Below are 23555 nucleotides of genomic sequence, written 5' to 3'. Positions count from 1 at the left end.
TTGATGGCATAGGGGTTGCCGAACGAAATAGGTCCGAAACAGGGTTCTCAGGCTGTTGCAACGTCTTGCCCGAGATACTCTTCTTCCCAGTCTCGTCTCGCTTGGATTTCTCGCTGGCCACGCTGAGTCAGTGTGTAGCTGTTCGTCCGACGATCTTTTTCGCTCTTCTCGATCAGCCCTTTGTCGACGAGGGTATCTAGATTTGGATAGAGTCGCCCGTGATGGACTTCCGTGTCGTAGTAGTCTTCGAGGTCATCCTTGATGGCGAGCCCATGTGGTTCGTCTAATCCAGTGACGACGTACAGGAGGTCGCGTTGAAAGCCAGTCAGATCGTGCATTATTCTCCTACTAGCCATTGTCACGCATTTATGAAATCCTTTACGGTATATGAGAGTTCGCAGGGTTGACTAGTTATATACAGATGATTTGAAATGATGATATTTTATTATGAACTATAATATAAAAGCTATCGAAATCGCTATTACTTCTGGTTAAATTAAGTGGGAGTGGACACCGTCCGGTACCCTCGAATGGATCTCTGCGCAAAGGGTTGGAAACGTTCCCAATGCTTTCATAGGTTAGTATATTGTAGTAACTAAGATATCCCCAGGATTCATGGCACTCCAGCCCACACTGCCCACCGTGGGGAGGCTACAGCTCGGTCATCGAACTCGTACTGCAACTCAATTTCACCCCCCTCCCCCACGACCCGGCTGCCAACGCTGTTGCTCACGAGAAGAATCGTCACAAAGCGCCCTCGGGTAGGTTAGTACAGCATACTAACTTCGTCGAACGCTCGCCCAAACCCATGTGCAGACGGTATTTTCCTGGGTCGGGTGTCTGATAGTTCTAGCTGATTTTCAGTACACTCAAGGTATGTGTATTCGTGTGTATTCGCGTTTATTTTTACAGCCGTTGGAAACAGGGGTATTAATTCAACGTCTCTTCTCGGTGGCTTAGTATAATGTGCTAAGCATGGATGTCCTCGTGGACATTTAATGTCTCTTTGACTTTCTTATAGAGGAGACGAAAACCATCGATTCTATTTGCCGCTTCCCAAATAACCATGTCAAACCATATCATTCTCTTTACTGTCGGGTATCAGTGAGAACAATGGACTGTGCCACTGACGTCCGATGAACGTGGGCTACGATGGAGCAGCACCTACCTCTATCACCCACGTTTCAAAGACTGCCATTTAGTCAAAACTATATTATTTGTACGCTTCTGCAACCAGAGTCATTAAGTCATTATCGTCCATGTTAGTAGTTATTGTGCGGTAGACGAAGACAATGGGTGGGAGAAACGAACGCCATCATCGCATGACAAACGCTACCTGTTTGTCGCTCCATCGTCACGGCGGCTATGGTGGTCACCAGAGAAACGTGTCCTCCATCGTTTCCTGACACACATTTCTCGATCAACCACCGTTCTGACGCTGTCGTCACAAGGGTATCGTGTACCACTGTCCCCTAGAAAGGAGACAGATAATGAGGACTATCGACGGGTATCTACGTACGACTTGTGCCGCTGTTGGGCGAATCACCTGCTGGTCGAGGAGAACGTCTCACCGCGAATTGTAATGGCACTGGGTGGCGGTCGAGTTATGATGCGATTGACCCGTATCTCGTTGCGCCCACTAAAGCGAATATCATTGAGTCGATGAGCGCCGTTGAGCTATGAGTGGCCAATTCAGGGCCGGGAATCACTACTCCAGAATGCTCTAAGCGGAAGTGGGAACTCCACGGTACTCCCGAATTGATCTGTGCACAATTCGTGACTGAACAATAGAAGCACTCTATTTAACCCGAGGCCACTCTACGCCGAAGCAAGCGATCTATTTTGGGAGGTAGTGAAGTAACCCGCCGTCACTTCTCTCTTTTTTCACTCTCATTATCGAGTTCGCTCTGTACTTACGTCATCGACTCGGAGCGTGAATCCCCACGTAAACTGCTCATCATACCCCTTTTCGTCGCTGATATTGTACGGGGTTTCAAATCTGTACTCCCCAGTCGGAATACAACCGCGAACGGTGGGATCGTCAACAACAATCAGTTCTTCGCTTGATGAATCGCCCGGTTCGAGGGTTTCTGTCCCAGGATACTCATTTGACCAATGTAGCTTTCCCTGTGATTTGCCGTCCGACCCAATGCAGTCAGGAGCATAATCAGCTGGTGGGCTATCTGGGGCACGGAGAGAATACAGGAGAATGCCTGAATTACTTGCCCGTGAGCTTGCACCTTTATAGTAGGCTGGCTCGAATTCTCTCGTCACTTCGTCTGTGTTCTTCGCTGTCGCTTTCAGATGAGCAGTTTGTGTTTTGGTGATCTCCGCCTGCACAACTTCAATAGTTAAGTCAACAGGGTAGTATTCTGGAATCGCGTCGGTTTGTTTCACTGAAACCCGTTTTCGGAACGGTAGGTCACCTGACGATGCGTTCCCAAGACAGCCAGCAAAGACTGAGAACAGAGAGAGGAGGCTGAGTAGTGTGGTTCGGCGTTTCATGTACAGAGATGTCTCTATTAGACAATAAGCTTCGTGTACAGTGAAATATCTCTTTTACACTTCTCCACAAAATCGTAAGCGGAAGTGAAATTACCCCGGCACCCCCGAATTAATCTGTGCGCAGTCCGTGTGTGTAGCTCTCAATCCACCGTTGCAGAGTGTTCCTTGCCCGAACAGCTACCTTTCTGAACAGTGAGTTGTGGTTATGAGTATCATTGTAGAGTTCACCATCGACAAGGAGGATCTGGCATTGGGACGGGCCTTGGCCGGAGTTGGCGATGTCCACATTGAACTTGAGAAGATTATCCCCGCCGGAGACACCATCTTCCCATTTCTCTGGGTTAGTGATCCGGATGAAAAGGGGTTGGATGCGAGTGCCACTGAGAGCAGGTACGTCAAAAATCTCGTGCAGCTCGACACCCTGGGCAGCCACGCTCTCTACAAAGTCGAGTGGACGGGTGAGTACGAAGATCTCATGGCTGGTATCGTTGAAACAGAAGGGACGATTCTTGAAGCAGCAGGGACCAAAACGTGGCACTTCGTCCTTCGGTTTCTTGATCACGATCACGTCGGACAGTTCTACAACTACTGTACCGACCATGGGATCCCGATCCATATCGATCGCGTATACACATTGACCGAGGAAGCACTGCGCGGGCGGATGTTCAAGTTGACGAACGAACAGCGCGAGGCGATTGTCCTGGCACTCGATCGCGGGTATTTCAGTATTCCACGGGAGGTACAGATGCAGGCATTGGCCGATGAGCTTGGTATCAGCCAACAAGCGTTTTCAGAACGTCTCTGGCGCGGTCTCGAGAAGGTGCTCGTAAATCTCTTTCAGTGATGCCAGCTTCGTTTCCTAGATGGAGTAATAAATCGCCTGTGCACACAGCCAGTATTTCTTTACTCCTTGTTTCCACAACCTAACTCATGATGAGGGAGACGATGTTAGAGACGCAACTCAGGAGACTAGCGAATAAGGGTCTTCGCTACGAATGAAGTATACGATCAGTTTACAGGATGGCGCGGAGCTGGAACTCACCGAGATCGGAGTGGCGACCGAAGGTGATACAATCGCGTTTTCAGTCGAGGGCCGCATCGAAGAGATTAATGACGACCTCATAGAGGTCTTCGAGGGCCAGACACTCCAGCCGGTCGCGATCACGTTCGAAGCCGAAGAACCTGAGGAAGAATGAGCAACCCTGAGCGTTATTCGTTGTCGTCGAGGGAAGTCTGGTGCTTTCGAGACGACTCCACAGTAAGCAGTCGACTTTGCTGCAACTGTCCGTTTGTCGTTAGGGTAAGTACTTCTCTAATCATCTGATACAACAGGCGTCAAGATCACGATCAAGTGTCTGATAAACAGCCGTTTCTTTTTAAAGAAGTGGCCGTAAGACGGTGACTCACTACCCTTTTCAATTCTATGCAGTAGTGAATATCACCTGGGATTTCCGATTAACCCGATTAGCATGTGCTCCGGTAGCCGAGAATGTTGAATTTCCGATTCAGAAGTCAGATGTAAATCTCTTGTTACCCATATTCTCACAGAATGTTTTTGATAATCGCTCCCAAAGTGCTCACGCATGAGTGATGAGGATTCGCCGAGCTCTGATGCTGGAGTGCCACGCGAAGCAATTCAAAACCAGTATGAGTGGTTAGCAATCGAGCCGAGCACCGCTGTCGTCGAAACCGTTGCCCAGGCAGCAAACTGCGACCATCTGGAGCTCAGTCCACTCTACGAGTGGATTGATCCCGACGCCTTAGATGCGATTATTGCACCACCACTGGCACGGACCACCGATACGACTGCATCGATCTCCTTCACCTACACTGGCTACTCCGTTACTGTCCACAGCACTGGCGCTGTTCACGTTGCTCCCGCCTAAGAACTCTCGATGCTGTCGCACCGAGGACTAATCGTCCGCAGTCGGATCAGGATCGTGTCGCGGTGGTAATCCCGTCGCCATCAGTCGTCGGGCAATCACGACAATCCCATTGTCGAACCCTCTCCCAAATATGGCCTTTTCCGTCTCAATCCCACCAGTGGCTGTCTCGTGGACCGAGCTCACGAGAATTGTGTTCTTATCGATTAACAGTAACCGACTGATCGTCGTATCGTCGTTGGCCTCGAGTGGCGAGCTATGCAACCACTCTAACCCGGAGACGAATACTTCTGCATCGGGCAGTGCATTTGCAATTTGCTCGCGGAGTTCCTCGGTTTGTGTGCCAATCAGCACATCGAGACCGGTGTCCAGCGCCTCGTGGAACTGTTCGAGCAACTCGTCAGTAATCACCTCTTCACGTCCGACGATGAGTACGATCTCTCGTCCGGCGGCCTCAATGAGTTGTTGAGTACGATTCGTAATCGGGGTTGTTCCCGACAGCGCCCAGACTTCGTGTGTGAGTTCCTCATCACCGCCGTTCGATTCTGCAGGCTCGATCGCAGTAAGAGCCTCGACGAGTGTGTCCGTCCGTGATTCATACTCTTGACGCAACGTCTCTGCAGCCTCCTCGATTGGCACGGCGCGGAATTGCTGGGGGTTCGAATGCTCGATTTCGACAAGCCCTTTGGATTCTAACACTCGGATTGCATCATAGACGCGTGTTCGCGGTACGTCGGAGGTTTCGCTGATCTCTTTGGCCGTCCCTTTTGGAAGGCGTGCCAACGCCACGAAACACCCTGCTTCGTATTCTTTTAACCCGAGTTGTTGGAGCAGTTCGATCGCTTGTTGTTGATTAGATAAGTCCTTCATGGGTCCCAACCATTGGTCTGGTAGTACCGGAGTCGTCCATACCGTTCTGTCGTCGCCCGTACGTCAGTTGTTGTCTCACCCACCGAGCGTGGTCGACAGACCGATTCACCATCGGTTCATCTTGTTTCTCAAGACGTATCAAAGACACTCATCCCTCCGCCGTCATTTTGCTGATTCGCCAGCTAACGCGATATTCACCCAGATAATCACAGAAGATTGATTCTGAAACCGCAATTTATTGCGATATTCTTGCTGATTTCACAGCAAGTGGATAGCTTCTCGATTGGTATGCTTTCGATGGAATCAGACGGTGGCTATGTAAATTCCCTCCAGTTATAAATCAGATATGTACTCAGTCACCCAAATAATCACAGTAGGATTATACAGGACTAGCGCAAAGGACGAAGTGGTACGGAGTTCGAATGGGTCCCAACCAATCGTCACTCCGTACCTGAGCTACCACCTTTGTGGTAGTTTTTGAAGATAAGCATTAGTCGGGTGGCTCACCATTGGTGGGGGTGTATCGCCATTTCAAAGAGGACTTGCGACTCCCATGTCTATTCATCCTCACATGTTCTGAAAAGTATTACCAGGGCTTTGAAACCCAAGGAATGTGGCCAGTCGATTTTTCTAACTGGCACCGTCAATACTTAGCAGATGCGTTTGGTGTATCGACTCACATTTCCCGCCGAGCAAATCAATCTCGTTAGTCCATACCTTCGTGAGTTGAATTCCTTTCTCGAATTCGCCACCCTTGGCGATCCCACCACGGAACTCTTTCCTCACTTCTGGGCATATGGCCCCGAGCGCGAGCTGCTCGCAAGTCGCCTCGCTAACGACCGAGCAGTGACTGACCTCTCCCAACGCGCTCGATGTTCTGACCGAGTGTCCTACCGTGTTCAATGGAATGTGAGCGCCGATGCAGTCACGCCGCTTGCCACGCTTGCGACTACACTCCACGAGCAGGAGGCAACTGTGCTGTTCGGGCGTGTTACACTCTCTGAGTGGCTGTGTCTCCTTCAATTTCCATCCCGAGACGCAGTGATTCACTTCTATATCGAGTCTGGGCTTTCACAGCCCAAACTTGATCACCACACTACTCTCGAATTGAAGAACCACTATCCCTAATTACTGAAAGAGGAGTGACGTCAGACTCTTATACGCCTATTATTCCGGTGGGCACAGTGAACAGGAAGGCCTGCGATTGTCTGGTCTCGGGTTCCACCGTCCGTCGCTAACCCTCGGGATGGAGCGAGACGATCGGGGTGGGGGAGTCCGTTGTGCTACGGCAATAAGGAGTTGTCGTCGGTGGTGATTCGAGAGGACTGAGAGCTGCTCATCGAGCATCAGTGGTTCTTGCATCTAAACACAGTACACATGGTTAAGCAACCCATATTTTTCAGATTAGGAGTCGTTTGAGGAAGTGTGTAAATCACTTAAACGAGGGCTGGTGAAGTTCACTCAGTTTCTCACAGACTATTTACGCCCATCTCCCTATTCTTGCGTATGGGTCGAGGACTTGACAACGTTGATCAAGGCATCCTGTATCATCTCCAGCGAGACGCACGGAATACAACCACGGAAGAGATTGCTGAAACAGTCGGTGTCTCCGCGAGCACAGTCCGGAACCGGATTGCGCAACTTGAAGAAGACGGCATTATCAAGGGCTATCATCCCGAGATCGACTATGAAGCCGCCAACCTTCCGCTCCGCGTACTGTTCGTGTGTACCGCGCCAGCAACCGAACAAGCCGAATTTGTCCAGAAGATGCTTGCTGTGCAGGGCGTGGTCGATGTGCGCGAGATGCTTGTCGGCAAACGGAATATCTACGTGGAAGCGATTGGGACGAGTAGCCAAGATATCACCCGCATCACGGACACGCTGCACGACTCAGGCGTTACGATTGAGAGTTCCGAGATCATGCGCGAGCGGCATATCCAGCCCTTCGATCATTTCCACTTCAGTGAGGAAACGGCAGAGGAGCGACGTGAGAGCTGATTTTTTCACCCCTTTTAATTGCGCATTTCGCACTTTTAAAGGCGTACAGTGCTGGAATCACACAGTGAATCTGTTGTAAAACGATATTCCACGCCTCTCCATGCGCATTCCACAATCTAACAATATAATTACTAAAAATGATTATATGTATGGCCACTCGAAGTGCGAGTATGCACGAGGAGAGACACGCGATTGGCGATCGTAGCACCACAAAGGGGCAGCTTACCCTATTATTCAAGCTACTTGCTGATCACCGGCGGCGGGTTCTCCTCCAGTATCTTCGCGACAACGAGGCACCCATGCCGATCTCTGCGTTAGTGACGGCGCTGACACAGCGTGTCGAGCAAATCTCGCCAGATGAGAACACGGACATAGAGATTACGGTGCATCATATCCACCTCCCGAAACTCGCTGATGCAGGGGTGATCGAGTATGACCAATCCGCTCAGCAAGCCGCCTATACAGCCCCACCGCAGGTGGACGCACTGCTCGAGGAAATGCTGGTGACGGTTTCGGCTGTGGAATAGGAATCCGCACGACAGGAGTAGTGCGGTTCGGCTACTCGTTTATCGGTTCTCTCCACTCCGTCCCAACTGCATCCGCCTCCAGGCGGATACACGACCGTCTGGAAAATTAGTTGCGTGAGGAAGTGAGTGATACCTCCTGTAAACCATGTGCTGAAGAGACCCGTCGACCGTCTCGACCAAAGCGTTACAGACGACTAATCGTCGTTCCACACGGCGAGAACAGCTGGCAGAGTCTTCCGTGGGGATCTAGTCAACTAGCCAGACTCATAGTCACCCGTATGAGCCGTCCGCTTGACAACGTGGATCGCGGTATCCTCTATCTTCTTCAGCAAGATGCGCGCAACACGACAGCCCAAGACATTGTGAGACCGTCGGTGTCTCACCGAGTACCGTTCGCAACCGCATCGAACAGCTCGAAACTGACGAAATCAACTATGAAGCAGTGAACCTCCCACTCCGCGTGTTGTTTGTGTGCGCCGCCCCGGCAGTTGAACGGACTGAATTCGTCGAAAAAGCACTTGGCGTCCAGGGAGTCGTCGATGTGCACGAGATGCTCACCGGCCACCGGAATATCCATGTGGAAGTTGTTGGGACGAGCACGGCAGATATCACGCGCATCACGGACGCGCTGCACGAACTCGGGTTGACGATCGACAGTTCGGAGATCATGCGTCAGCGGCGCGTCCAACCATTCAATCACTTTTTGTTCACGGATGCGCTCGACGACGACGCCGAGAACGACGACTAATCACGACTCGCTTTCGATGGGGACATACAACTCCCTGTTATTGTCATGAACTGCAGTGACTGTGTTGGGGAATCATCTGGACGATGTGTTCGTTGCAGATGACCGAGGCGGGAGTTAGGATGGGGGACTACAGCTCCGAACGCTGTTCACTCATATCCTCACACTAGATTTATGCTCATTGCAAACATACGGCAGAGCAACTATGAGCGGCGAGGATTCTCCAATCGCCCGGGACAATCACCGAGACGACTCGCACCAGCCACCGACCTATCACTCCACGTCACTCACTGAGCGAGTTGTGACCGCAGTCACCGACGCCGCCGATACTTCGCCTGATGAACTTGGTCCGCTCTATGCGGTCGTCGATCCAGAGGCGTTGGATCGGCTCTTTGCACCGACCACTCAGGGAGACACACGAACGGACGGCCACGTCACGTTCGCCTATGCGGGGTACCAGGTGACGGTTACCAGTGATTGCATGATCGAACTGGATCCACTCGACGAAGAACGTGAGTAGCTCTGTCGACGCAGCTACTCCGCGTCGGTATCGTCGGCCTCAAACGTGATTGCCACCGGTCGCAGCGTTGTGTCACGAAATACAGCCATGAGTTCGTCATCGATATTGCCGATCCGGCCATCGATTGAGAACGCGATTCGATTATCATCGGTTGATACTCCCACGTCTGTCAATTCAAGATCAGCACCATCCTGTAGTCGTACCGTATACTCAATGATCTATGATGAACATCTCAGATCCTTTCCTCTGTCGGCGGCTGTCTCTGAAGCACTGGCGCTGGCCGATTTGGTTAAGTTGTCAGGTCACTCCGAACGAGTGCTGGTCACTGTATTTTTCCCAGCTCTCAGTAAACGTGGAAAACACCCCCCCCGATACACGACATCCGAGACTCCCACCGTTGAGGTTGCCCATCTGAAGACCACTTCCTGTTACTCACCGCTACTCAAACGCGACTGCAGAGACGGAAATCCAGCCATCACTGGCGATCTCGATGCGATCGGTGTCGTAGCGAAACGCGACGCTCCCAACGCCATCACGAATCTGACCACTGACCCTGGGCCCGAAGAAGGAATCTTCGAGCGCGTCGACGTCCACGCACTCGTACAAAACAGGGTCTTTCACCTCGGCTGGATCGACACCTTTGGCCGCGGCAATCGCGCAGATGATCGCTGTGCCAAGGCTGTTTTTACCAGTGACTTTTTGTAGTATTATACCGTCTGGACGCCTGTATGACTGATTTGATTGTCAAAGCCGCAGTAAAAAACCAACTCGACGACAAGAACGTGGCGAGTGACTTCTATGATGCACTCGACGACGAAGTCGCGACTGTCCTCGACAATGCCGCCCGGCGAGCCGAGGAAAACGACCGCAAAACAGTCCAACCTCGCGATCTTTAGGCACTCATAGCCCGCTGGGTTTAGCATACTGATCACCCACACCAAAAACGAGGAAAGAGTAAGGATAGGCAGTGAGTGCCATCGTAAAAGTGGGTCAAGAAAAAGACTGATAAAGACGGATGTAATCTCAATTGAGTGATATCCACTGCCGCTTAGACCATAAGCGGAAGTAGAACACCCCCGGTACTTCCAATTCAATCTATGCGCGTCGAGTCACGGTCGCTTGTCTTCAGGCGGCTCGAGGGCTACGCGATCGATATCCAGATCGTCGTAGATGTGATCGGACGCGAGTATCCCGAGTCGCTTTGTCTCGACTGTCGCTGCATGGACGGCATCGAACGCGGTCGCACCCCCCTCGTCTTGATACTTCGCGGCTTTCAACGCGATTTGCTTTTCCTCCTCGGTGACCGTGACGATATCGAGCAAGTCAGCCATTGCTCGCGTGCGATCGAACTCGTAGCGGTCGCTCACAGCGAGAAACTCCGCCAACGCAACGAGTGATGTTTCGAGCGTCTCGTACTCCTCGACGGCAGCGACGGCGCGCTCTTGTAACCAATCGTCGTCTTTCGCGAGCGCGAGCAGAAAATCAGTCTCGACGAACATCATTCTCCGCGTCTTCGACGGCTTGATCACGCGCCTCCTGTCGGAGTTCGTCAACGGATTTGTCCTCAAAAGCATCACCGACCGCTTCACGAAGCCCCTCGAGTGGATCCTCGTCAACGGGGATGAGTTCGATTCGGTCCTGATACTCGACGACATGGAATCGTTCGCCGTATCGTGCTCGGAGATCCTTCGAGAGATATAATCGTCCCCGCTCGTCGGTCTTCGTGGTCATAGATCATCGTAGGCCGTGGGACGATAAGAGTTTTTCCCACTATCTTCCCTCTCGTGGGACTGAACAGAGTTAGTAGATAATACTAGCCCCAGTCCCTATGAGGGGTCGAAACGCGTGGATAGCTCAATTTCGTGTTTATCCATAAACGTGCAACTCAATTGTTTCTCAACCCGTGAAACGCCCGAAATCACGCGATTTAACTTCTCGATTGCGCCGTCTCAAACCAATATATTGCATGAAAGTTAAGAATAACACGCAATGAGGACGGAACGGAACAAAGACGGGACGTTCAATGTCTGGCTCAGTCGGGAGGAGTATCGCGCCATTCCGCGCGCCGCGGACTCGTTCGAACACGAGATTGCCATTCGGTTGATGGGTGACTGTGGCTTGCGCGTCACCGAAGTTCTCGGCGTCACACCTTCGGACATCTCACGAATGGACGACGGTCGCCACTACGAACTCGAAGTCACGAACGGCAAGGACATCTGGGAGAGTGTCACCGCTTCTGCTAACCCTTCTTGTCGTCGGAGAGCGCACGCAACTCGGGAGTAGAACGAGCCGTCAGCGATTGGGCGACTGTTCAGAGAAGCATTGTAGGGGAGATTCTTGATCTTCCATGTCGGCGAGAGTCGTCTCTGCCGACTTCTTCTCTGAGGTAAAACACCAGCGCAATCGCTCAGACGATGTTTCTTGTTGTCAATTTTGGCCCCTTAATCTCCTTCGTGAAGAGTGACTTGGATGTAGTTACTTCGACTACGACAATCGAAACATACTGAAGAATCTATTCCGAATGTTATAATTTATGAAGTTTATCATCTAATAAATGGGCCTTAGTAAGTTAAGCTATTTAGATATCCAATAATACTTATATGGATATATAACTACCTATATTCCGATATATCAAAACTATAAATTCTTATTTTAAACTCTTGGAATGAGTCAATCGCATGGATTTAGAAAATCCAGAAATCCCAGATCCAAGCGCACATAGTCGACGACGATTCCTCCAGCGAACTGGCGGAGCGGCAACATTGGCAGCTGTTGGGACAGCGGGTCACGCGACAGCAGCGATGGACGACCAAGGGCGTTTCACGAGCGATCCCTTCTCATTGGGAGTTGCTTCAGGCGACCCGCTCCCTGATTCAGTCATCCTGTGGACTCGCCTCGTCCCAGAGCCGTTCAAGCGAGGCGGTGGAATGCCTGATCGACGAGTTCCCGTCCAGTGGACCGTGGCGGCCGATGAGGATATGCGTGAAATCGTGCAGACTGGGGAGGTATTCGCTCAACCGGAACACGCCCATTCGGTTCACGTTGATGTGACGGGACTCGAATCCAATACGGAGTACTACTATCAATTCAGAACTGGCGGTAGACAGAGCTCAGTCGGCCGGACAAAGACTGCACCAGCCCCTAATGCCAGACTTGACGAGTTTTCATTCGCGTTCGCCTCGTGCCAGGCATGGTATAATGGCTTCTACACGGCCTATAAGTATATGGCTGATGACGAGCTGGATTTGATTATCCATCTTGGAGATTATATCTACGAGTACGGCATCGGTCCGAACGGCGGTGAACGCAACACCTCTGTCCCCCAGGTATATCGAACCGAACCGAAAACGTTGGATCGGTACCGACTCCAATACGGTCTCTATAAATCAGATCCCAATCTGCAAGCTGCTCACGCGAGCGCACCGTGGATCGTTACATTTGATGATCATGAAGTAGATAATAATTGGGCTGATGAGGATCCGCAGGATCCAGATAAACAATCCGTCAGAGAATTCTTACAACGGCGTGCCAACGGATTGCAGGCTTATTTCGAGCATATGCCGTTGCGTCCTTCGCGTATGCCCGATGGGCCAGACATGCCGGTGTATCGAAACTTCACCTTCGGCGACCTCGCCGAATTCAATATCCTCGACACGCGGCAGTACCGGAGCGATCAAGCATGTGGAGGTGGAGCCAAAAAGGATTGCAAGGAACGTCTCGATCCATCCCGCACCATACTTGGGGATGCACAGGAAGAGTGGCTATTGGATAACCTTGGAAATTCCACTGCCACGTGGGATATCATTGCCAATCAGGTGCTCATGGCCGAGATGGACTTTGAACGGGGACCTGAAGAAGCGTTGAGCATGGATAAGTGGGATGGCTACATCGCGGATCGTGATCGTGTCCTGACGACCTTCGAGCAAGAGGTTCGAAATCCAGTCGTCATCACTGGCGACTTCCACCGCAACTTTGCGAATAATCTCAAAAAAGACTTCGACGATCCAGATTCCGCCACGATCGGCACCGAATTTATTGGAACGTCTATCAGTTCCGGCAAGAACGGTACTGAGATGGATGATTTCGGCAGGCGGATTCTAGCTGAAAATGAGCACATCAAGTACCACAACGCCCAACGCGGCTACGTCCGCTGTACACTCACACCTGATCAGTGGCAGACTGACTACCAGGTCGTCCCCTACGTAACTGATCCTGGAGCACCAATCCATACGGACGCGAGTTTCGTCGTCAAAGACGGGAACCCTGGTCTACAGGAGCGTTAATCATACTTCCTTGAATCTCTTTTATTGTCATCTCCACTCACTTCGACAGTATGTACGAACGGCTCTGCTGGTGCGAGAAGTGATGAAGCAATAAGGGCAAGAAGCTAACCAAAGTTTTTCTCTCCTAGTCGTCCTCAATCCGACGTCAACAGTCGCCACATATACACGTAGGCGGACTGTGACCTCGATACCAGTTGGACAATTAAAGAGCACTCATAAACAATCATTCTCACCGCTTTCGGCGAACGCCTCAGAAATCAACAATTAAATACAAAGTTATCACAACCATCGCTACTACGTAACGTGAGCCAGGCACTCAGCTGTCACCACTGCAACTACGTTTGGGAATACAGCGGAGAGTTGCAGAAGGCAACATGTCCTAGCTGTTCGGCCAAAGTTGTCGTCTCCCAGCGATCACTGACCGAACCATTAGCTGATATTGCCACTGACTATGACCTGACTGTCCATGGAACTGAAAGAACTCTTTCTCCGGGTTCGAGCGACAGATAGTTTGACTTCCGACAAGTGAAGGTTTACGGAAAGAGAACTCAAATCGATCGCAAGCTAATGTCGGGACTGTCAGTTCAGCAGGACTGGAAATCCACTTTCTTGGAAGAATAATCATCTGTCAAGATAGCTCTCCAAGGGATTTCGGTGAGGACACGGTAGTTTACAGCGTCTATCCTTTGATGTCTGAAACTGGCAACGTATCCACGATCGCGATACGGAATGTTCCTGCTTACTGATTACTTCCTTCTATTTGGAGTGTTTTGAGCCCCATATCGGTGAGTCGTCAATACGCTTCTCGATTGTCAATTTATCCCCTCTCAAGAGCAAACGACTTGCGTCTCATAGAACTAGAGACGTTATGGCGACGGCATGGCAGCGGTGGACTCACGTGACGAAAGTGGATCCGGAGAAACCACTTCATCGCGAGGACTCGTATGCAGCAATCGCTGACACAGGCACAGACGCGATCATTATTGGCGGTACCACGAATGTCACGGAGAAGCGCGTCCAGCAGCTCGTTACTGCACTCGCTTCTGTCGAGATCCCCATCTTTGTCGAACCGACCTACCAACCCACAGAGTTCTACAGGCATGGCCTCTCTGGGTACCTCATTCCCATCGTACTGAACACCGGCGACCGTATGTGGATGGTGGGGGCCCATCAGGAGTGGGTGCGCTCGATGGACATTAATTGGGAATACATTCAGACTGAAGCATATATTGTCCTCAATCCAGCATCGTCAGTAGCGACGTACACGCAGGCCAACTGTGATCTCGACAGGGATGACGTCGTTGCCTATGCTGAACTCGCAGAACACATCCTTGGCCAGGAGATCGTCTACCTCGAGTATTCCGGCACTCTCGGCGATCCAACTATCGTGGCTGCGGCACGAGATACGCTCTCATCAGCGCGGCTCTTCTATGGAGGTGGGATTCACGACTATGACTCGGCCTACGAGATGGCAAGTGTCGCAGATACAGTTATTGTCGGCGATGTACTTCACGAGGCCGGCATCGAGGCGGTCGCGGAAACCGTTCGCGGAGTAACGGATGCGCAGCATAAGTCATAATCGTGCCCTCTACGATCACTGCGGGGATTGAGGAAATCGAGAGTGTGAGTCTGCAATTAGTCGCTCGTCGGTTAGTATGAGCTGCTAACAACTATCGTCCACCGATTTAACCCGTTCAAGCACAACCAGTAAGTATGAGCGAAAATGCTGCAATCATCGCCCGAATTATCGAGCATAATACGAACGGGCAAAACCGAGCGACAATTGATCGCCCCCACATTGGTGTGATTGCAAGCCACTATAGCCGCTTTGACGGCGATCTCGATGACGCGATAGCCGAGGCTCTTGCCGAAGAGTACATCGAAGAGCAGGACGGTGAGTACGTTGCGACAGAGAGAGTCTGGGATACGGTACTCGGCATGTCTCGGACATAACCTGCGGTAGTGGAACTTCTCGAAAGCCTTCTCGGCCGTTTCGGTTCTCTTCTCGTGCATCGGCCAGAAGCTCATGCCTGGCGCATAGCCACCGGAGTCACTCAGCTCGGTCACCTTTTCTGCCAGCTTGACGAGGTCCGTAACTAGCAACGCAAGATTCTGCGTCCTTTAATCACCGGGTGTGCCGCCTCTACTTCCGCTCTCAGATCGCGTCTAACCGCTCAGCGAACGACGACGAGTCCTTTTCCGCACGGTGCAACTCAACCAACAGTATGTCCTCACCTTCACGACGGACGAGGATATCCTGCGGCGTCTCGGCGTCTTCGGGAATGATAAGGATCTCGTAGTCGTCGCTCGACCACTCGCCGGGAATCACAGGCTTCGTGATACAGCCTGTTCCATCCCCGTCTAATCGCCGTTCGGGGTAGGGGTTTGCGTCTGTAAAGATGGCGTCGCGCGAATCAAAGCGGGCATAGACACGTCCATCCTGGTCTTCGAGGACGTACTGATCGCCCTGTTTGCGCCAGACCGTCTCGGTCATCTCATCCGGGCGGGGGAACGTGGTGCCGTTGATTCGCACTGGGTGACCGCTATGGTTGTAGAACGACCCATCTTTCGCCTTGAATGGCGGATCGGTGAGTGTTCCCTCTACAGTATTTGCTGTCTTCTCCCGACACAAGAACATGCACTTTTGGCCGTTCCCGATGGCTTTGCCGAGGTTGACGAGTGTCTGTGAGGGTTGCGTTTTGCCAGTCGATGACTCGGATTCGAGGGCGATGTCCTCCCCGTCGGTGAGTTCGAACAAGATAGGATACTCGTCTTCGAGCTGTGCACGCACTTCGTCGGCGTTCCGAAGTGAGACGGTCGTCTTGAACGGTACCTTTGCGATGCCATCGGCGGCTTCCTCTCCCGTCTGGATAGGGAGACGAACATCCAATCCAGCACGGGTGAGCGGGTCGTAGGCGTCTTTCAGGAGTTCGCGATGGTTGCCCTTGCCCGAGGTCGAGGACACGCCCGTTGCGAGGAAGAACGCCCGGCCTTCCGGCGTACATTTGAGGTACATGTTCCCGTCGCGTTCGCTTCGGTCTAATCGCGTGTCTGGGATGTAGTCGACCATGCCCCAGAACTGTGTGCCGCGGAGCGTGTCGAATCCCATCCAGTCTTTCGCCTGTTCCCAGATGAGTTCGTCGAGGACGTAACCATCCGTGTTCTCGTCGTCAGTGAGTGCAATGTCGTAGGCTGCTTTGAGGATTAGCGTCTCGCGTTCTTCCGTAAGTTCGTAGTCGTCGTCAGTTCCATCGTAGTCATAGAACTTCGAATCACGCTTCTGTTCCTCGCTCGTCCGGCGGTCACCACCGTACTGTTCGAGCGACCGTTCGATGAGTGCCTCTCTGTCTTCGTCTGTCCGGGCGACGTCCTCGACCTCATCGATCGGAGGGAACGTGCCGACCTTGTAGGTCTTCGTCGGCTCACCGTGCTCGTTGCTCGTCCGCATATAGAGTTGGTACTTGCCGAGGTTGGCCAAGTCCTGTTGGCCGATATCCTCACTGTGGCGTTTCGCCATGAGACGTGCCTCTCCCGGTCGCTGTGGATTGAAATTGAGAATCGTCCCACACTGACCGAGAATAGCGTTCTGGATCTGCTCTTTGCCGTCCAACTGATTCGACAGGTCCTGGCAAGCCCCGATGATGGAGAGATTCTTCGATCGTGCCAACGACAGAATGCGGGCGATATTCGAGTTAGACGAGATGATCTTGTCAAACTCGTCGAGAATGGAGTAGAACATCGGCGGCTTCTCACCCATCCGTGACTGTTCGCGAACGGCCACCCAGATACGCCGAATCAACGCAGTTGCGACCATCGTCCCCACCGTCTCGGAGGTTGTGTTGTCCTCGACGACGATGATTTTCCCCTCTCGGATGGCGTCCTCGACGGAGAACGTCGACTTTGGATAGGACACAAGTTCGCGAGTGATCGGGTTCTCGATCCACTGTTGGAGCCGTCCAACCAGGGGTTCGAGGTCCGAATCCTCCATGTCCGCCAGTTGCTCACGGGCGTATTCGACAATCCAGTCAATTCGTTCGTCCTCGAGCATCTGTGCATACTGCTCGCGGCGTTCCTGACTGACGAGCGCGAAGTACATATCGAGCAGCGTGCAATCGTAGCCCGCTTTTGCCATCCCGCGCACCATGTTCCGGACGACTCGTTTCATCCGTGGTCCCCAGTAGTCCTCTTCACCACCAGCGAGGGATATGAGCGCCTCTAGGTCGTCGGCCAGTGCTTCGACCGCCTCTTTGTACGCTGGCGTGTCCGGGTCGGCACTCGACGGGACTTCGAGGAAGTTGAAACCGACCTGTTTGTCGCGGTTCCCTCCAAGTTCGATGTAGATCACGTCGTCCTCGCGTCCCTCGGGAATGAGTGAAACGACGTCTTCGGCATCGTCACCCTTCGGATCGTAGAACATCCCACCGACACCGCGGTCCATCATCTGCCGGAAAAGATTCTTTAGCAGCGTTGTCTTCCCGTATCCTGTCGACCCGGGGACGAATACGTGGCGCTTGAACACATCCTCGTGAATCCCCGCTTCGGTACCTTTCCGTGCACCGGTACCGATCCAGTACGGTTTTCCGGCGGCGCTCGCGTTGAACATCGCGACTTGCCGCTCTAATGGCGTGGCCGTCTCGTCTAACCCTGCACGGGCGAAGTCAAAGCGTGGCGTCCCGATCGGGACGGGAATCCCCGCCCGCGACTCGGAGTAATCGATGTGTGGGTTGTTGACGTCGCCGGAGAGATGGACGACACCCGCCAGTTCTGATGCTGTGCATTTCATCGATGTGTAGTCCTCGAACGACCGACTCGCCGACGCCGACAGGAACGAATGCATGTCGCTCCGAGCGGACTTGAACGTGGTATCTCCGACCGGCGTCCCGTAGAATCCCTGTCGATTGTGACTCTCGTAGAACTCGTCGAGCGCGTGCACGACTGAGTGAACCCGGCCTTCAGCCGCCTCTTTCGTGCTTGAAGCCGCGACAACGCGAATCTCAATCTCATACATCGACTCATTCTGCTGGTTCTCGATGATATCCGCAGCTTGTTTCTCGACGTCCGTCGCGGGGTAATCGGTCAAGAGACGTGTGTTCGGCGCTCGCATTCGGTCAGCGACTTTGGCCATCTTCCCGCGGTACCGGAACCCCTGTTGGGAAGGTCGAAAGACGACCTGCAGCATCACGTCAGTACTCCCGCCGGTGACCTTCGTCAGAATGTTCTTGAACGGGTCCCGGACGTTCCTCCGACCACCATCTTCGTCACCGAACCCGTCGATATCGATGTGCCGGATCGGGTACTCGGTGCTTTTGAAGAAATGCATCCGGGCTCCGGCGACGTACTCGTCTTCGTCCCACGCCGGAAACGCCTCGGGGAGTTGTTCAACAGTCGAGTCAGGGTAGTCCTCGAACAACTGGTCGCGAAGGTTCTTCCCGATGATACCGCTCCCGGGAACGAACCGGAAGTCGAGGATCTCCTCATCATACACGATCTCGAACGCGTGTGTCTCAGGGCTCCCAGCCGTCTCGTGCATCCCATTCAACAGGGTAATCGCCTCGCGAACCCCTCCTTCACCGCGATACGGACGGACCTTGTAGACGGGTTTATCGAGTTGCTCGCTCTCTCGGTCGATGATACCGCGTTCTTTCTCCCCGAGTTCGAACGCTTCAACGTCGCTAATCTTCTTTCGCTTGCGGTTCTGCCGGAGTCGTTCGGTGAGTTCGCTGATTTCGGTCGTCATTAGTCGGCCTCCATTGGTTTCGGGGCGAATGACTGTGGTTCGTCGCTGCTCTCTTCCTCGTCGGTCTCGTCGGTGCGTTCCGTGTCGTCCGTCTCACTGTCCTCCCGATCACTGGTATCGTCGGCCAACTCACGGGCAAGGTAGTCGTCAAAGTCGCCGTCGTCGGACTCACGGTAATCGAGAATCGCCTTCGCGTAGTCACTCACGCGCTTGCGAACCCGATACACGTCGCCGTCCACGTCGACGAGACATTCGCTGTAGGATGTCCGTTTATCGTCCCCTGCGGCCAACCCACCGGCGAGTTGCCCGGCCTGCATATCTGTGAGCCCAAACGGTTCGGGGTCAGACAGGCCCATCTTCCCGAAGTTCTGCCACCCTGAGATGGCACACTGTTTGGCAATTCGCTTCGCTGCGTCCTCGTTGAAGTCATCGTCCGCTTGGCTGACGAAGTCGAACATCAACCCGGCATTCCGACCGGCGCGAACCATTGATTCAAGACGGCCAGCCTGTGCCGCTTCACGGAACAAGTCGTGGGCTTCGTCGATGACGACGTCCACGTAATTGTTCGTCTGTTTCGCCACTTCCGGAGCAATGGAGAGGATGTAGGCCATCGCCATCCCCTTCTCGACCGCGGGTTTCCCCTCGAATTTCTGCATGTCGAAGTAGAGCACGCGTGAGGAGAGGTCAACGTCCGACTCACCGCTCATCCATTCGAACGCGGCGTCCGGTTCGTCCTCCGGCGTCGGCTTGAACGGCCGGAGCGCCGTGAGGAGCGTCCCCGCGTGCTCGATCATGTCCTCGACCTCGACGTCTGTACCTTCCGTCGTATAGTCCTCGGGGTTGTTCGCCGCGTCTCCAAGGACACTGAAGAAGTCAACCATCGTCGGCGACTTTTCCTTTGAATGCGTCTGTGGATCGTCGGTGATGCCCGCCTGTGAGTACGTTTTCCGAATCAAGTCGACGAGTGTCGCACGGAGTTCTTCGGGATCCGTCGCGTTCTCCTGCAGGTAGAGGTAGAACATATCGGCGATGAGGTTGATCTTTGAGGAGAGGTCAGCCGTGAAACCCTCTCCGTGTTCGTCGGGAGCACGGACTTCGAACGGGTTAATCTTCGTCTCTCCAACCGTGACCTTCCCACCATCGAACGTCTCAACCACGCCATCGAACCCGCGGGCGATATCGACGATAATCGTTCGAAGGTTGCGCTTGCGGAGCATATCGGCGATGAGCAAATCCTTAATGTTGAACGACTTCCCCGACCCAGAGCGACCAACCCAGAACCGATGGGGAACGGACAGCGTCCGGCGGTCGACCTGCAGCAAGCCGAGTGGCGCCCCAGAGCGCGCGAGTGCCATCCCGTAGATGGTTCCCGATTTATGCGTCTGATAGCCGCCCGCCATCGGGAACATGGCTCCCAGCGTGTCCGAGGGCATCTCGAACCGCGTGTCGTTCTGTGAGGCATCATCGAATACGTCCCCGGGCGTCGGGCTTGTGGTCTTCATCGCGGCGAGCTGGCGGTCGTCCGCCTCGGTCGCTACGATATCGTTTGGCCCAAGGAACTCGGTCTTGACGTGCTTGCGGACCTTGAGTACTTTCTCCCGACTATCAGCCCGCACCGTGACGACCATCGACACCTCGGAGCACTCGACGCCGTTGTCGCGCATGTGATCTCGGAGAATGATCTTCTGTGTGGCGGCGACATCCGCGTCGTCTGCCTTTGCTTGCTTCCCTCCTTTTTCGATTCCCATTGCGCTTAGCCACTCTTGGTCAGTGGCGAGTTCGTCCATCTTGTCGCGGTAATCGGTTGCATGGACGTAGAGAGACGCGTCCAAACGGACACCGGGAACGGTGAGGGCATCGGTCAGGAAGCCGGGAGAGGGCGACGACGGCCAGCCGACAATCCACAGACTCGTCGTGTAAAAGTCGTCGTTGACACCCACACTATTGACCTGCTCGTCGACGTTCGCCGGGCCATAGATAGCACGCTCACGCGCGCTCGAGGACGTCTGTTGGGCGAACCAGTCGCGTACTGGCTGGAGTTTCTCTTGCCATCCGTCCTGGTGGTCGTCAGCGTCCGTCTCGTCGCTTTCATCGCGTTCGTCACTCACGTATGCAGTATCCGGTATCGGCGCGTCAGATGTGACCTCGGAGTAGTTGAACGGCGTCTGTTCGTCCAACCAGAATTCTCGGAGGTAGGCTACGCTCTCATCGGCAGAGAAGCGCGTCCCGTTGGAGACGCTCGCGATAGCTTTCTGTACCGTCTCAACCCGGCGATCGAGGGCGACGGCTTGGTTATCCTTCGTCACATCGCCCGCCGAGAAGACACCCGAGCCAAAGAGATCGGCAAGTTGTGCGATGTAGCCCGAATCGGCGGTCGGTGTCTCTACTTCGTGCGGGGCTATCCAGACGACGATGGTACACGTCCGTTCCATCATCCCCGACGTCGCCAGCCACTCGACGTAGTGATCCGCTTGTGCGCTCGCGTACTCACGTGCTGTCTGGGGGAGCGTCTCATCGAAGGCCGCTTCATCGAGAGCGTCCGTTTGTGAGATGTCCCGTGGGGGCGTCTGTGGGAGGTGGATCTTCACGTCGAACCCGTCCGACTCGGCTTGCGCGATATGTTTGTTGATGCCGTTCGCGAGGCTTGCAGCGTCGAGAATCCATTCTGCCCGGTCGTGTTCCGAGACGTTCTGGAGATCGACCGAGACATGGGTGAAGAGCGTCCCGTCATCCGTTTCGAGTGCATCATACTCGTCATGGACGCCCGTCACACCGGGAACGGCCGCCGCGTCCGGCCCAACCAACGGCATGCGGAAGCGCAAGCGAAGGTAATCGAACTTCTTCGAGATGGTTTCGATCGGCGTCGCGTACCACGGCGTCTGTTTGACGGCGAAGTACAACCCGCCCGCCAGACCTCCCACCGAGATGAAGAACCACATCACCGGAACCGAGACGTACGTCAGCTCGATGTACGCCAACAGCGCCGTCGGAAGGACGACAAGGGCCAACTCCCCGATGGAAAGCCCGAACACCGTCGTGAAGACGCTCCCTGTCGTTTCCTGTGGAATAATCGTTTCAAGGGCGATACGGCCGCCGGAATCACTGTTGTCGTCACTCATGATTCGTCCTGTAATCTGTTGCGAATGTCGTTCAGTCGGTCCTGCCGGAGTTGTTCTAACTCATCGTTCTCCGGGAAATGGCGCTCAAGTCCGTGCTGGATTTCGCCACCCGTTTCAGGGTCAATGCTACTCCTGCCACGAATGTTCTGAATCCGTTGGTTGATCGGCTGGGTGTACGTCTGGAAGGTCTGGCGTCCGGCCTGTCCCGTCGCATAACCAGTACCACCATCACCAACGGGGTCGGCACCGCGCAATCCGCGATGGGTGTCACGCGCACCATTTACGGTCTGTCGTGTCGATTCCTTGACTTCGGCTGCACGTTCGCGTTGGTTCTGATAGGACTGGCGCATCCCTTCGGCGGTCGGTGCCGATCCAACCACGCCTACAGAGGCGAGTGCCTGACCGCCCTTTTGATACATCACGTACGGCATCACGAGACACGCGACGGCCGTCCCGAGCTGCATCGCAATGAGCTGGAGCCCGCCGATGCCGTAGGTCTTGAAGATGTCTGTCGTCATCGGACTGAAACCCACAGACAGGGCGATCGAGACAGGAAGCGTGACCAGCGAGAGCATAAACCACAACTTCGTGAGGCCATCCCCGACCATTCCTAACCCGCGAATGGGCAGCGCCTTTAACGCGAAGAAGAACGGTATCCACGGGGAGAGTGCCGTCAGCCCGATGAACCGCAGGCTCACTAACGAGATGATGACGAGGAATATCCAGATATTCCAGATCGCGACAAAGAATAACCCGATGAGCAACACACCTTTCAGCCCGTTTGACGCGATCGACGTCTGGGTGAGGTCGGCGGTTATCCCATGGCCGAGTGCGTTGGAGATGTTCAGCCAGAATCCGACAAGTTGCCAGCCCCAGAAGGCCATCACCCATGCGAGGATGAGGTGTTTTGATCCTTGTCGTTCATACCGGGCGGGAAGGATGCCGAAGCCACGCTGTCCGAGCGCGAGGTAAATCCCCGTTGCCATGATACAAATGAAGAACGTCCATGGCTGGGCGTTGCTCTTCCAGTCGTGGTACTTCTCGGGCCAAATCGTGTTACTGGGGTTCTGATACCAGCCACTTCCCCAATGCGGGGCGGGCGTGAACGTTATCATCTTCACGGCGAGCCCCAGAAAGGCGTCAATCAGCCAGAACAGGCCCTTCACGAAGTAACTCAAAATGGTGAGGAAGCCATCCAATATTGAGTTATAAATGAATCCGCCACCTTTCTGCATCCCCGTCGAGTTATTATACACGCCGAGAGTGCTGTTATTCGAGTTGTATTTCCCCGTCTTGTTCAGATACCCTTGTCCGTATGGGTTGACCGTGGGTCGTTGCGTCATCGTCTGATTCGTCGCGTTCCCAGTG

20 protein-coding genes and 2 pseudogenes are annotated in these 23555 nt (G+C 53.7%); 13 read left to right on the top strand and 9 right to left on the bottom strand.

The window, feature by feature from the left end:
* Positions 1–47: 47 nt before the first annotated feature.
* Positions 48–338: a PadR family transcriptional regulator gene (locus LIX00_RS23610; protein WP_227357373.1), complete on the bottom strand. Its 291-nt coding sequence runs from the start codon at positions 336–338 to the stop codon at positions 48–50.
* Positions 339–1480: 1142 nt separating this feature from the next.
* Here LIX00_RS23610 and LIX00_RS23605 point away from each other — a divergent pair.
* Positions 1481–1683, top strand: a pseudogene (locus LIX00_RS23605) (site-specific integrase); the annotation flags it as partial.
* 210 nt (positions 1684–1893) lie between these two features.
* Here LIX00_RS23605 and LIX00_RS23600 read toward each other — a convergent pair.
* Positions 1894–2505, bottom strand: coding sequence for a hypothetical protein (locus LIX00_RS23600; protein ID WP_227357347.1), 612 nt, complete (start codon positions 2503–2505; stop codon positions 1894–1896).
* A gap of 205 nt (positions 2506–2710) precedes the next feature.
* Between LIX00_RS23600 and LIX00_RS23595 the strand changes: the two genes are divergently transcribed.
* The 3 genes from LIX00_RS23595 (at position 2711) to ddfA (LIX00_RS23585) (ending at position 4391) form a co-directional block, all read left to right on the top strand.
* Positions 2711–3349: a helix-turn-helix domain-containing protein gene (locus LIX00_RS23595; RefSeq protein ID WP_227357346.1), complete on the top strand. Its 639-nt coding sequence runs from the start codon at positions 2711–2713 to the stop codon at positions 3347–3349.
* Positions 3350–3500: 151 nt separating this feature from the next.
* Positions 3501–3701 carry a hypothetical protein gene (locus LIX00_RS23590; RefSeq protein WP_227357345.1) on the top strand — a complete coding sequence of 67 codons (201 nt, stop codon included), beginning with the start codon at positions 3501–3503 and terminating at the stop codon, positions 3699–3701.
* Positions 3702–4088: 387 nt separating this feature from the next.
* On the top strand, positions 4089–4391 hold the full coding sequence (gene ddfA, locus LIX00_RS23585; protein WP_227357344.1) for a DdfA family disk-determining factor: 303 nt from the start codon (positions 4089–4091) through the stop codon (positions 4389–4391).
* Between the two features lie 27 nt (positions 4392–4418).
* Here the strand turns inward: ddfA (LIX00_RS23585) and LIX00_RS23580 are convergent, their stop codons facing one another.
* A complete protein-coding gene (locus tag LIX00_RS23580; protein WP_227357343.1) occupies positions 4419–5258 on the bottom strand; it encodes a TrmB family transcriptional regulator in 840 nt (279 codons plus the stop codon).
* A 1506-nt stretch (positions 5259–6764) separates the two neighbouring features.
* Here LIX00_RS23580 and LIX00_RS23575 point away from each other — a divergent pair.
* The 4 genes from LIX00_RS23575 to ddfA (LIX00_RS23560) all read left to right on the top strand — a co-directional run bounded on the left by LIX00_RS23575 (position 6765) and on the right by ddfA (LIX00_RS23560) (position 9048).
* Positions 6765–7256 (top strand): Lrp/AsnC family transcriptional regulator, encoded by a 492-nt coding sequence (locus LIX00_RS23575; protein WP_227357342.1) that lies wholly within the window; start codon positions 6765–6767, stop codon positions 7254–7256.
* Between the two features lie 170 nt (positions 7257–7426).
* Positions 7427–7783, top strand: coding sequence for a DUF7344 domain-containing protein (locus LIX00_RS23570; RefSeq protein ID WP_227357341.1), 357 nt, complete (start codon positions 7427–7429; stop codon positions 7781–7783).
* A gap of 442 nt (positions 7784–8225) precedes the next feature.
* Positions 8226–8531 carry a hypothetical protein gene (locus LIX00_RS23565; RefSeq protein ID WP_227357340.1) on the top strand — a complete coding sequence of 102 codons (306 nt, stop codon included), beginning with the start codon at positions 8226–8228 and terminating at the stop codon, positions 8529–8531.
* A gap of 202 nt (positions 8532–8733) precedes the next feature.
* Positions 8734–9048, top strand: coding sequence for a DdfA family disk-determining factor (gene ddfA, locus LIX00_RS23560; protein WP_227357339.1), 315 nt, complete (start codon positions 8734–8736; stop codon positions 9046–9048).
* 438 nt (positions 9049–9486) lie between these two features.
* Here the strand turns inward: ddfA (LIX00_RS23560) and LIX00_RS26205 are convergent, their stop codons facing one another.
* On the bottom strand, positions 9487–9702 hold the full coding sequence (locus LIX00_RS26205) for a HalOD1 output domain-containing protein (protein ID WP_368410788.1): 216 nt from the start codon (positions 9700–9702) through the stop codon (positions 9487–9489).
* Between the two features lie 74 nt (positions 9703–9776).
* Here LIX00_RS26205 and LIX00_RS23550 point away from each other — a divergent pair, with 74 nt between their 5' ends.
* Positions 9777–9944: a DUF1931 domain-containing protein gene (locus LIX00_RS23550; protein WP_227357338.1), complete on the top strand. Its 168-nt coding sequence runs from the start codon at positions 9777–9779 to the stop codon at positions 9942–9944.
* A gap of 213 nt (positions 9945–10157) precedes the next feature.
* Here the strand turns inward: LIX00_RS23550 and LIX00_RS23545 are convergent, their stop codons facing one another.
* Entirely contained in the window at positions 10158–10550 is a 393-nt protein-coding gene (locus tag LIX00_RS23545) for a PIN domain-containing protein (protein ID WP_227357371.1), read from the bottom strand.
* Positions 10531–10779, bottom strand: a complete 249-nt coding sequence (locus tag LIX00_RS23540) for an AbrB/MazE/SpoVT family DNA-binding domain-containing protein (protein WP_227357337.1) — start codon at positions 10777–10779, stop codon at positions 10531–10533. The genes LIX00_RS23545 and LIX00_RS23540 overlap by 20 nt, the downstream gene beginning before the upstream one ends.
* A gap of 258 nt (positions 10780–11037) precedes the next feature.
* Between LIX00_RS23540 and LIX00_RS23535 the strand changes: the two are divergent.
* From LIX00_RS23535 to LIX00_RS23520, 4 genes and pseudogenes are all read left to right on the top strand, one after another.
* Positions 11038–11262: pseudogene (locus LIX00_RS23535) on the top strand (site-specific integrase); the annotation flags it as partial.
* Positions 11263–11726: 464 nt separating this feature from the next.
* On the top strand, positions 11727–13331 hold the full coding sequence (locus LIX00_RS23530; RefSeq protein ID WP_227357336.1) for an alkaline phosphatase D family protein: 1605 nt from the start codon (positions 11727–11729) through the stop codon (positions 13329–13331).
* Between the two features lie 868 nt (positions 13332–14199).
* On the top strand, positions 14200–14910 hold the full coding sequence (locus LIX00_RS23525) for a phosphoglycerol geranylgeranyltransferase (RefSeq protein ID WP_227357335.1): 711 nt from the start codon (positions 14200–14202) through the stop codon (positions 14908–14910).
* 134 nt (positions 14911–15044) lie between these two features.
* A complete protein-coding gene (locus LIX00_RS23520) occupies positions 15045–15284 on the top strand; it encodes a hypothetical protein (protein WP_227357334.1) in 240 nt (79 codons plus the stop codon).
* 202 nt (positions 15285–15486) lie between these two features.
* Here the strand turns inward: LIX00_RS23520 and LIX00_RS23515 are convergent, their stop codons facing one another.
* Genes LIX00_RS23515 through LIX00_RS23505 form a run of 3 tightly spaced genes read right to left on the bottom strand, consistent with a single transcriptional unit; the run spans position 15487 to position 23530 of the window.
* Positions 15487–19068 carry a type IV secretory system conjugative DNA transfer family protein gene (locus tag LIX00_RS23515; protein ID WP_227357333.1) on the bottom strand — a complete coding sequence of 1194 codons (3582 nt, stop codon included), beginning with the start codon at positions 19066–19068 and terminating at the stop codon, positions 15487–15489.
* Positions 19068–22187: a VirB4 family type IV secretion system protein gene (locus LIX00_RS23510; protein WP_227357332.1), complete on the bottom strand. Its 3120-nt coding sequence runs from the start codon at positions 22185–22187 to the stop codon at positions 19068–19070. Before LIX00_RS23510 ends, LIX00_RS23515 begins: the two co-directional genes overlap by 1 nt.
* On the bottom strand, positions 22184–23530 hold the full coding sequence (locus tag LIX00_RS23505) for a TrbL/VirB6 family protein (protein ID WP_227357331.1): 1347 nt from the start codon (positions 23528–23530) through the stop codon (positions 22184–22186). Before LIX00_RS23505 ends, LIX00_RS23510 begins: the two co-directional genes overlap by 4 nt.
* Between the last annotated feature and the right edge of the window lie 25 nt (positions 23531–23555).

The organism is Haladaptatus salinisoli, assembly GCF_020614375.1.
Lineage (GTDB): Archaea > Halobacteriota > Halobacteria > Halobacteriales > Haladaptataceae > Haladaptatus > Haladaptatus salinisoli.
Note: the sequence above shows the minus strand (reverse complement) of the source record. Positions and strands in the feature narration are given on the sequence as shown.

What these genes read in the sequence shown, in the direction of transcription:
- LIX00_RS23610 (WP_227357373.1), bottom strand. Translation starts at nt 338, where the DNA reads ATGCACGATCTGACTGGCTTTCAACGCGACCTCCTGTACGTCGTCACT.
- LIX00_RS23600 (WP_227357347.1), bottom strand. Translation starts at nt 2,505, where the DNA reads ATGAAACGCCGAACCACACTACTCAGCCTCCTCTCTCTGTTCTCAGTC.
- LIX00_RS23595 (WP_227357346.1), top strand. Translation starts at nt 2,711, where the DNA reads ATGAGTATCATTGTAGAGTTCACCATCGACAAGGAGGATCTGGCATTG.
- LIX00_RS23590 (WP_227357345.1), top strand. Translation starts at nt 3,501, where the DNA reads ATGAAGTATACGATCAGTTTACAGGATGGCGCGGAGCTGGAACTCACC.
- ddfA (WP_227357344.1), top strand. Translation starts at nt 4,089, where the DNA reads ATGAGTGATGAGGATTCGCCGAGCTCTGATGCTGGAGTGCCACGCGAA.
- LIX00_RS23580 (WP_227357343.1), bottom strand. Translation starts at nt 5,258, where the DNA reads ATGAAGGACTTATCTAATCAACAACAAGCGATCGAACTGCTCCAACAA.
- LIX00_RS23575 (WP_227357342.1), top strand. Translation starts at nt 6,765, where the DNA reads ATGGGTCGAGGACTTGACAACGTTGATCAAGGCATCCTGTATCATCTC.
- LIX00_RS23570 (WP_227357341.1), top strand. Translation starts at nt 7,427, where the DNA reads ATGCACGAGGAGAGACACGCGATTGGCGATCGTAGCACCACAAAGGGG.
- ddfA (WP_227357339.1), top strand. Translation starts at nt 8,734, where the DNA reads ATGAGCGGCGAGGATTCTCCAATCGCCCGGGACAATCACCGAGACGAC.
- LIX00_RS23550 (WP_227357338.1), top strand. Translation starts at nt 9,777, where the DNA reads ATGACTGATTTGATTGTCAAAGCCGCAGTAAAAAACCAACTCGACGAC.
- LIX00_RS23545 (WP_227357371.1), bottom strand. Translation starts at nt 10,550, where the DNA reads ATGATGTTCGTCGAGACTGATTTTCTGCTCGCGCTCGCGAAAGACGAC.
- LIX00_RS23540 (WP_227357337.1), bottom strand. Translation starts at nt 10,779, where the DNA reads ATGACCACGAAGACCGACGAGCGGGGACGATTATATCTCTCGAAGGAT.
- LIX00_RS23530 (WP_227357336.1), top strand. Translation starts at nt 11,727, where the DNA reads ATGGATTTAGAAAATCCAGAAATCCCAGATCCAAGCGCACATAGTCGA.
- LIX00_RS23525 (WP_227357335.1), top strand. Translation starts at nt 14,200, where the DNA reads ATGGCGACGGCATGGCAGCGGTGGACTCACGTGACGAAAGTGGATCCG.
- LIX00_RS23520 (WP_227357334.1), top strand. Translation starts at nt 15,045, where the DNA reads ATGAGCGAAAATGCTGCAATCATCGCCCGAATTATCGAGCATAATACG.
- LIX00_RS23515 (WP_227357333.1), bottom strand. Translation starts at nt 19,068, where the DNA reads ATGACGACCGAAATCAGCGAACTCACCGAACGACTCCGGCAGAACCGC.
- LIX00_RS23510 (WP_227357332.1), bottom strand. Translation starts at nt 22,187, where the DNA reads ATGAGTGACGACAACAGTGATTCCGGCGGCCGTATCGCCCTTGAAACG.
- LIX00_RS23505 (WP_227357331.1), bottom strand. Translation starts at nt 23,530, where the DNA reads ATGACGCAACGACCCACGGTCAACCCATACGGACAAGGGTATCTGAAC.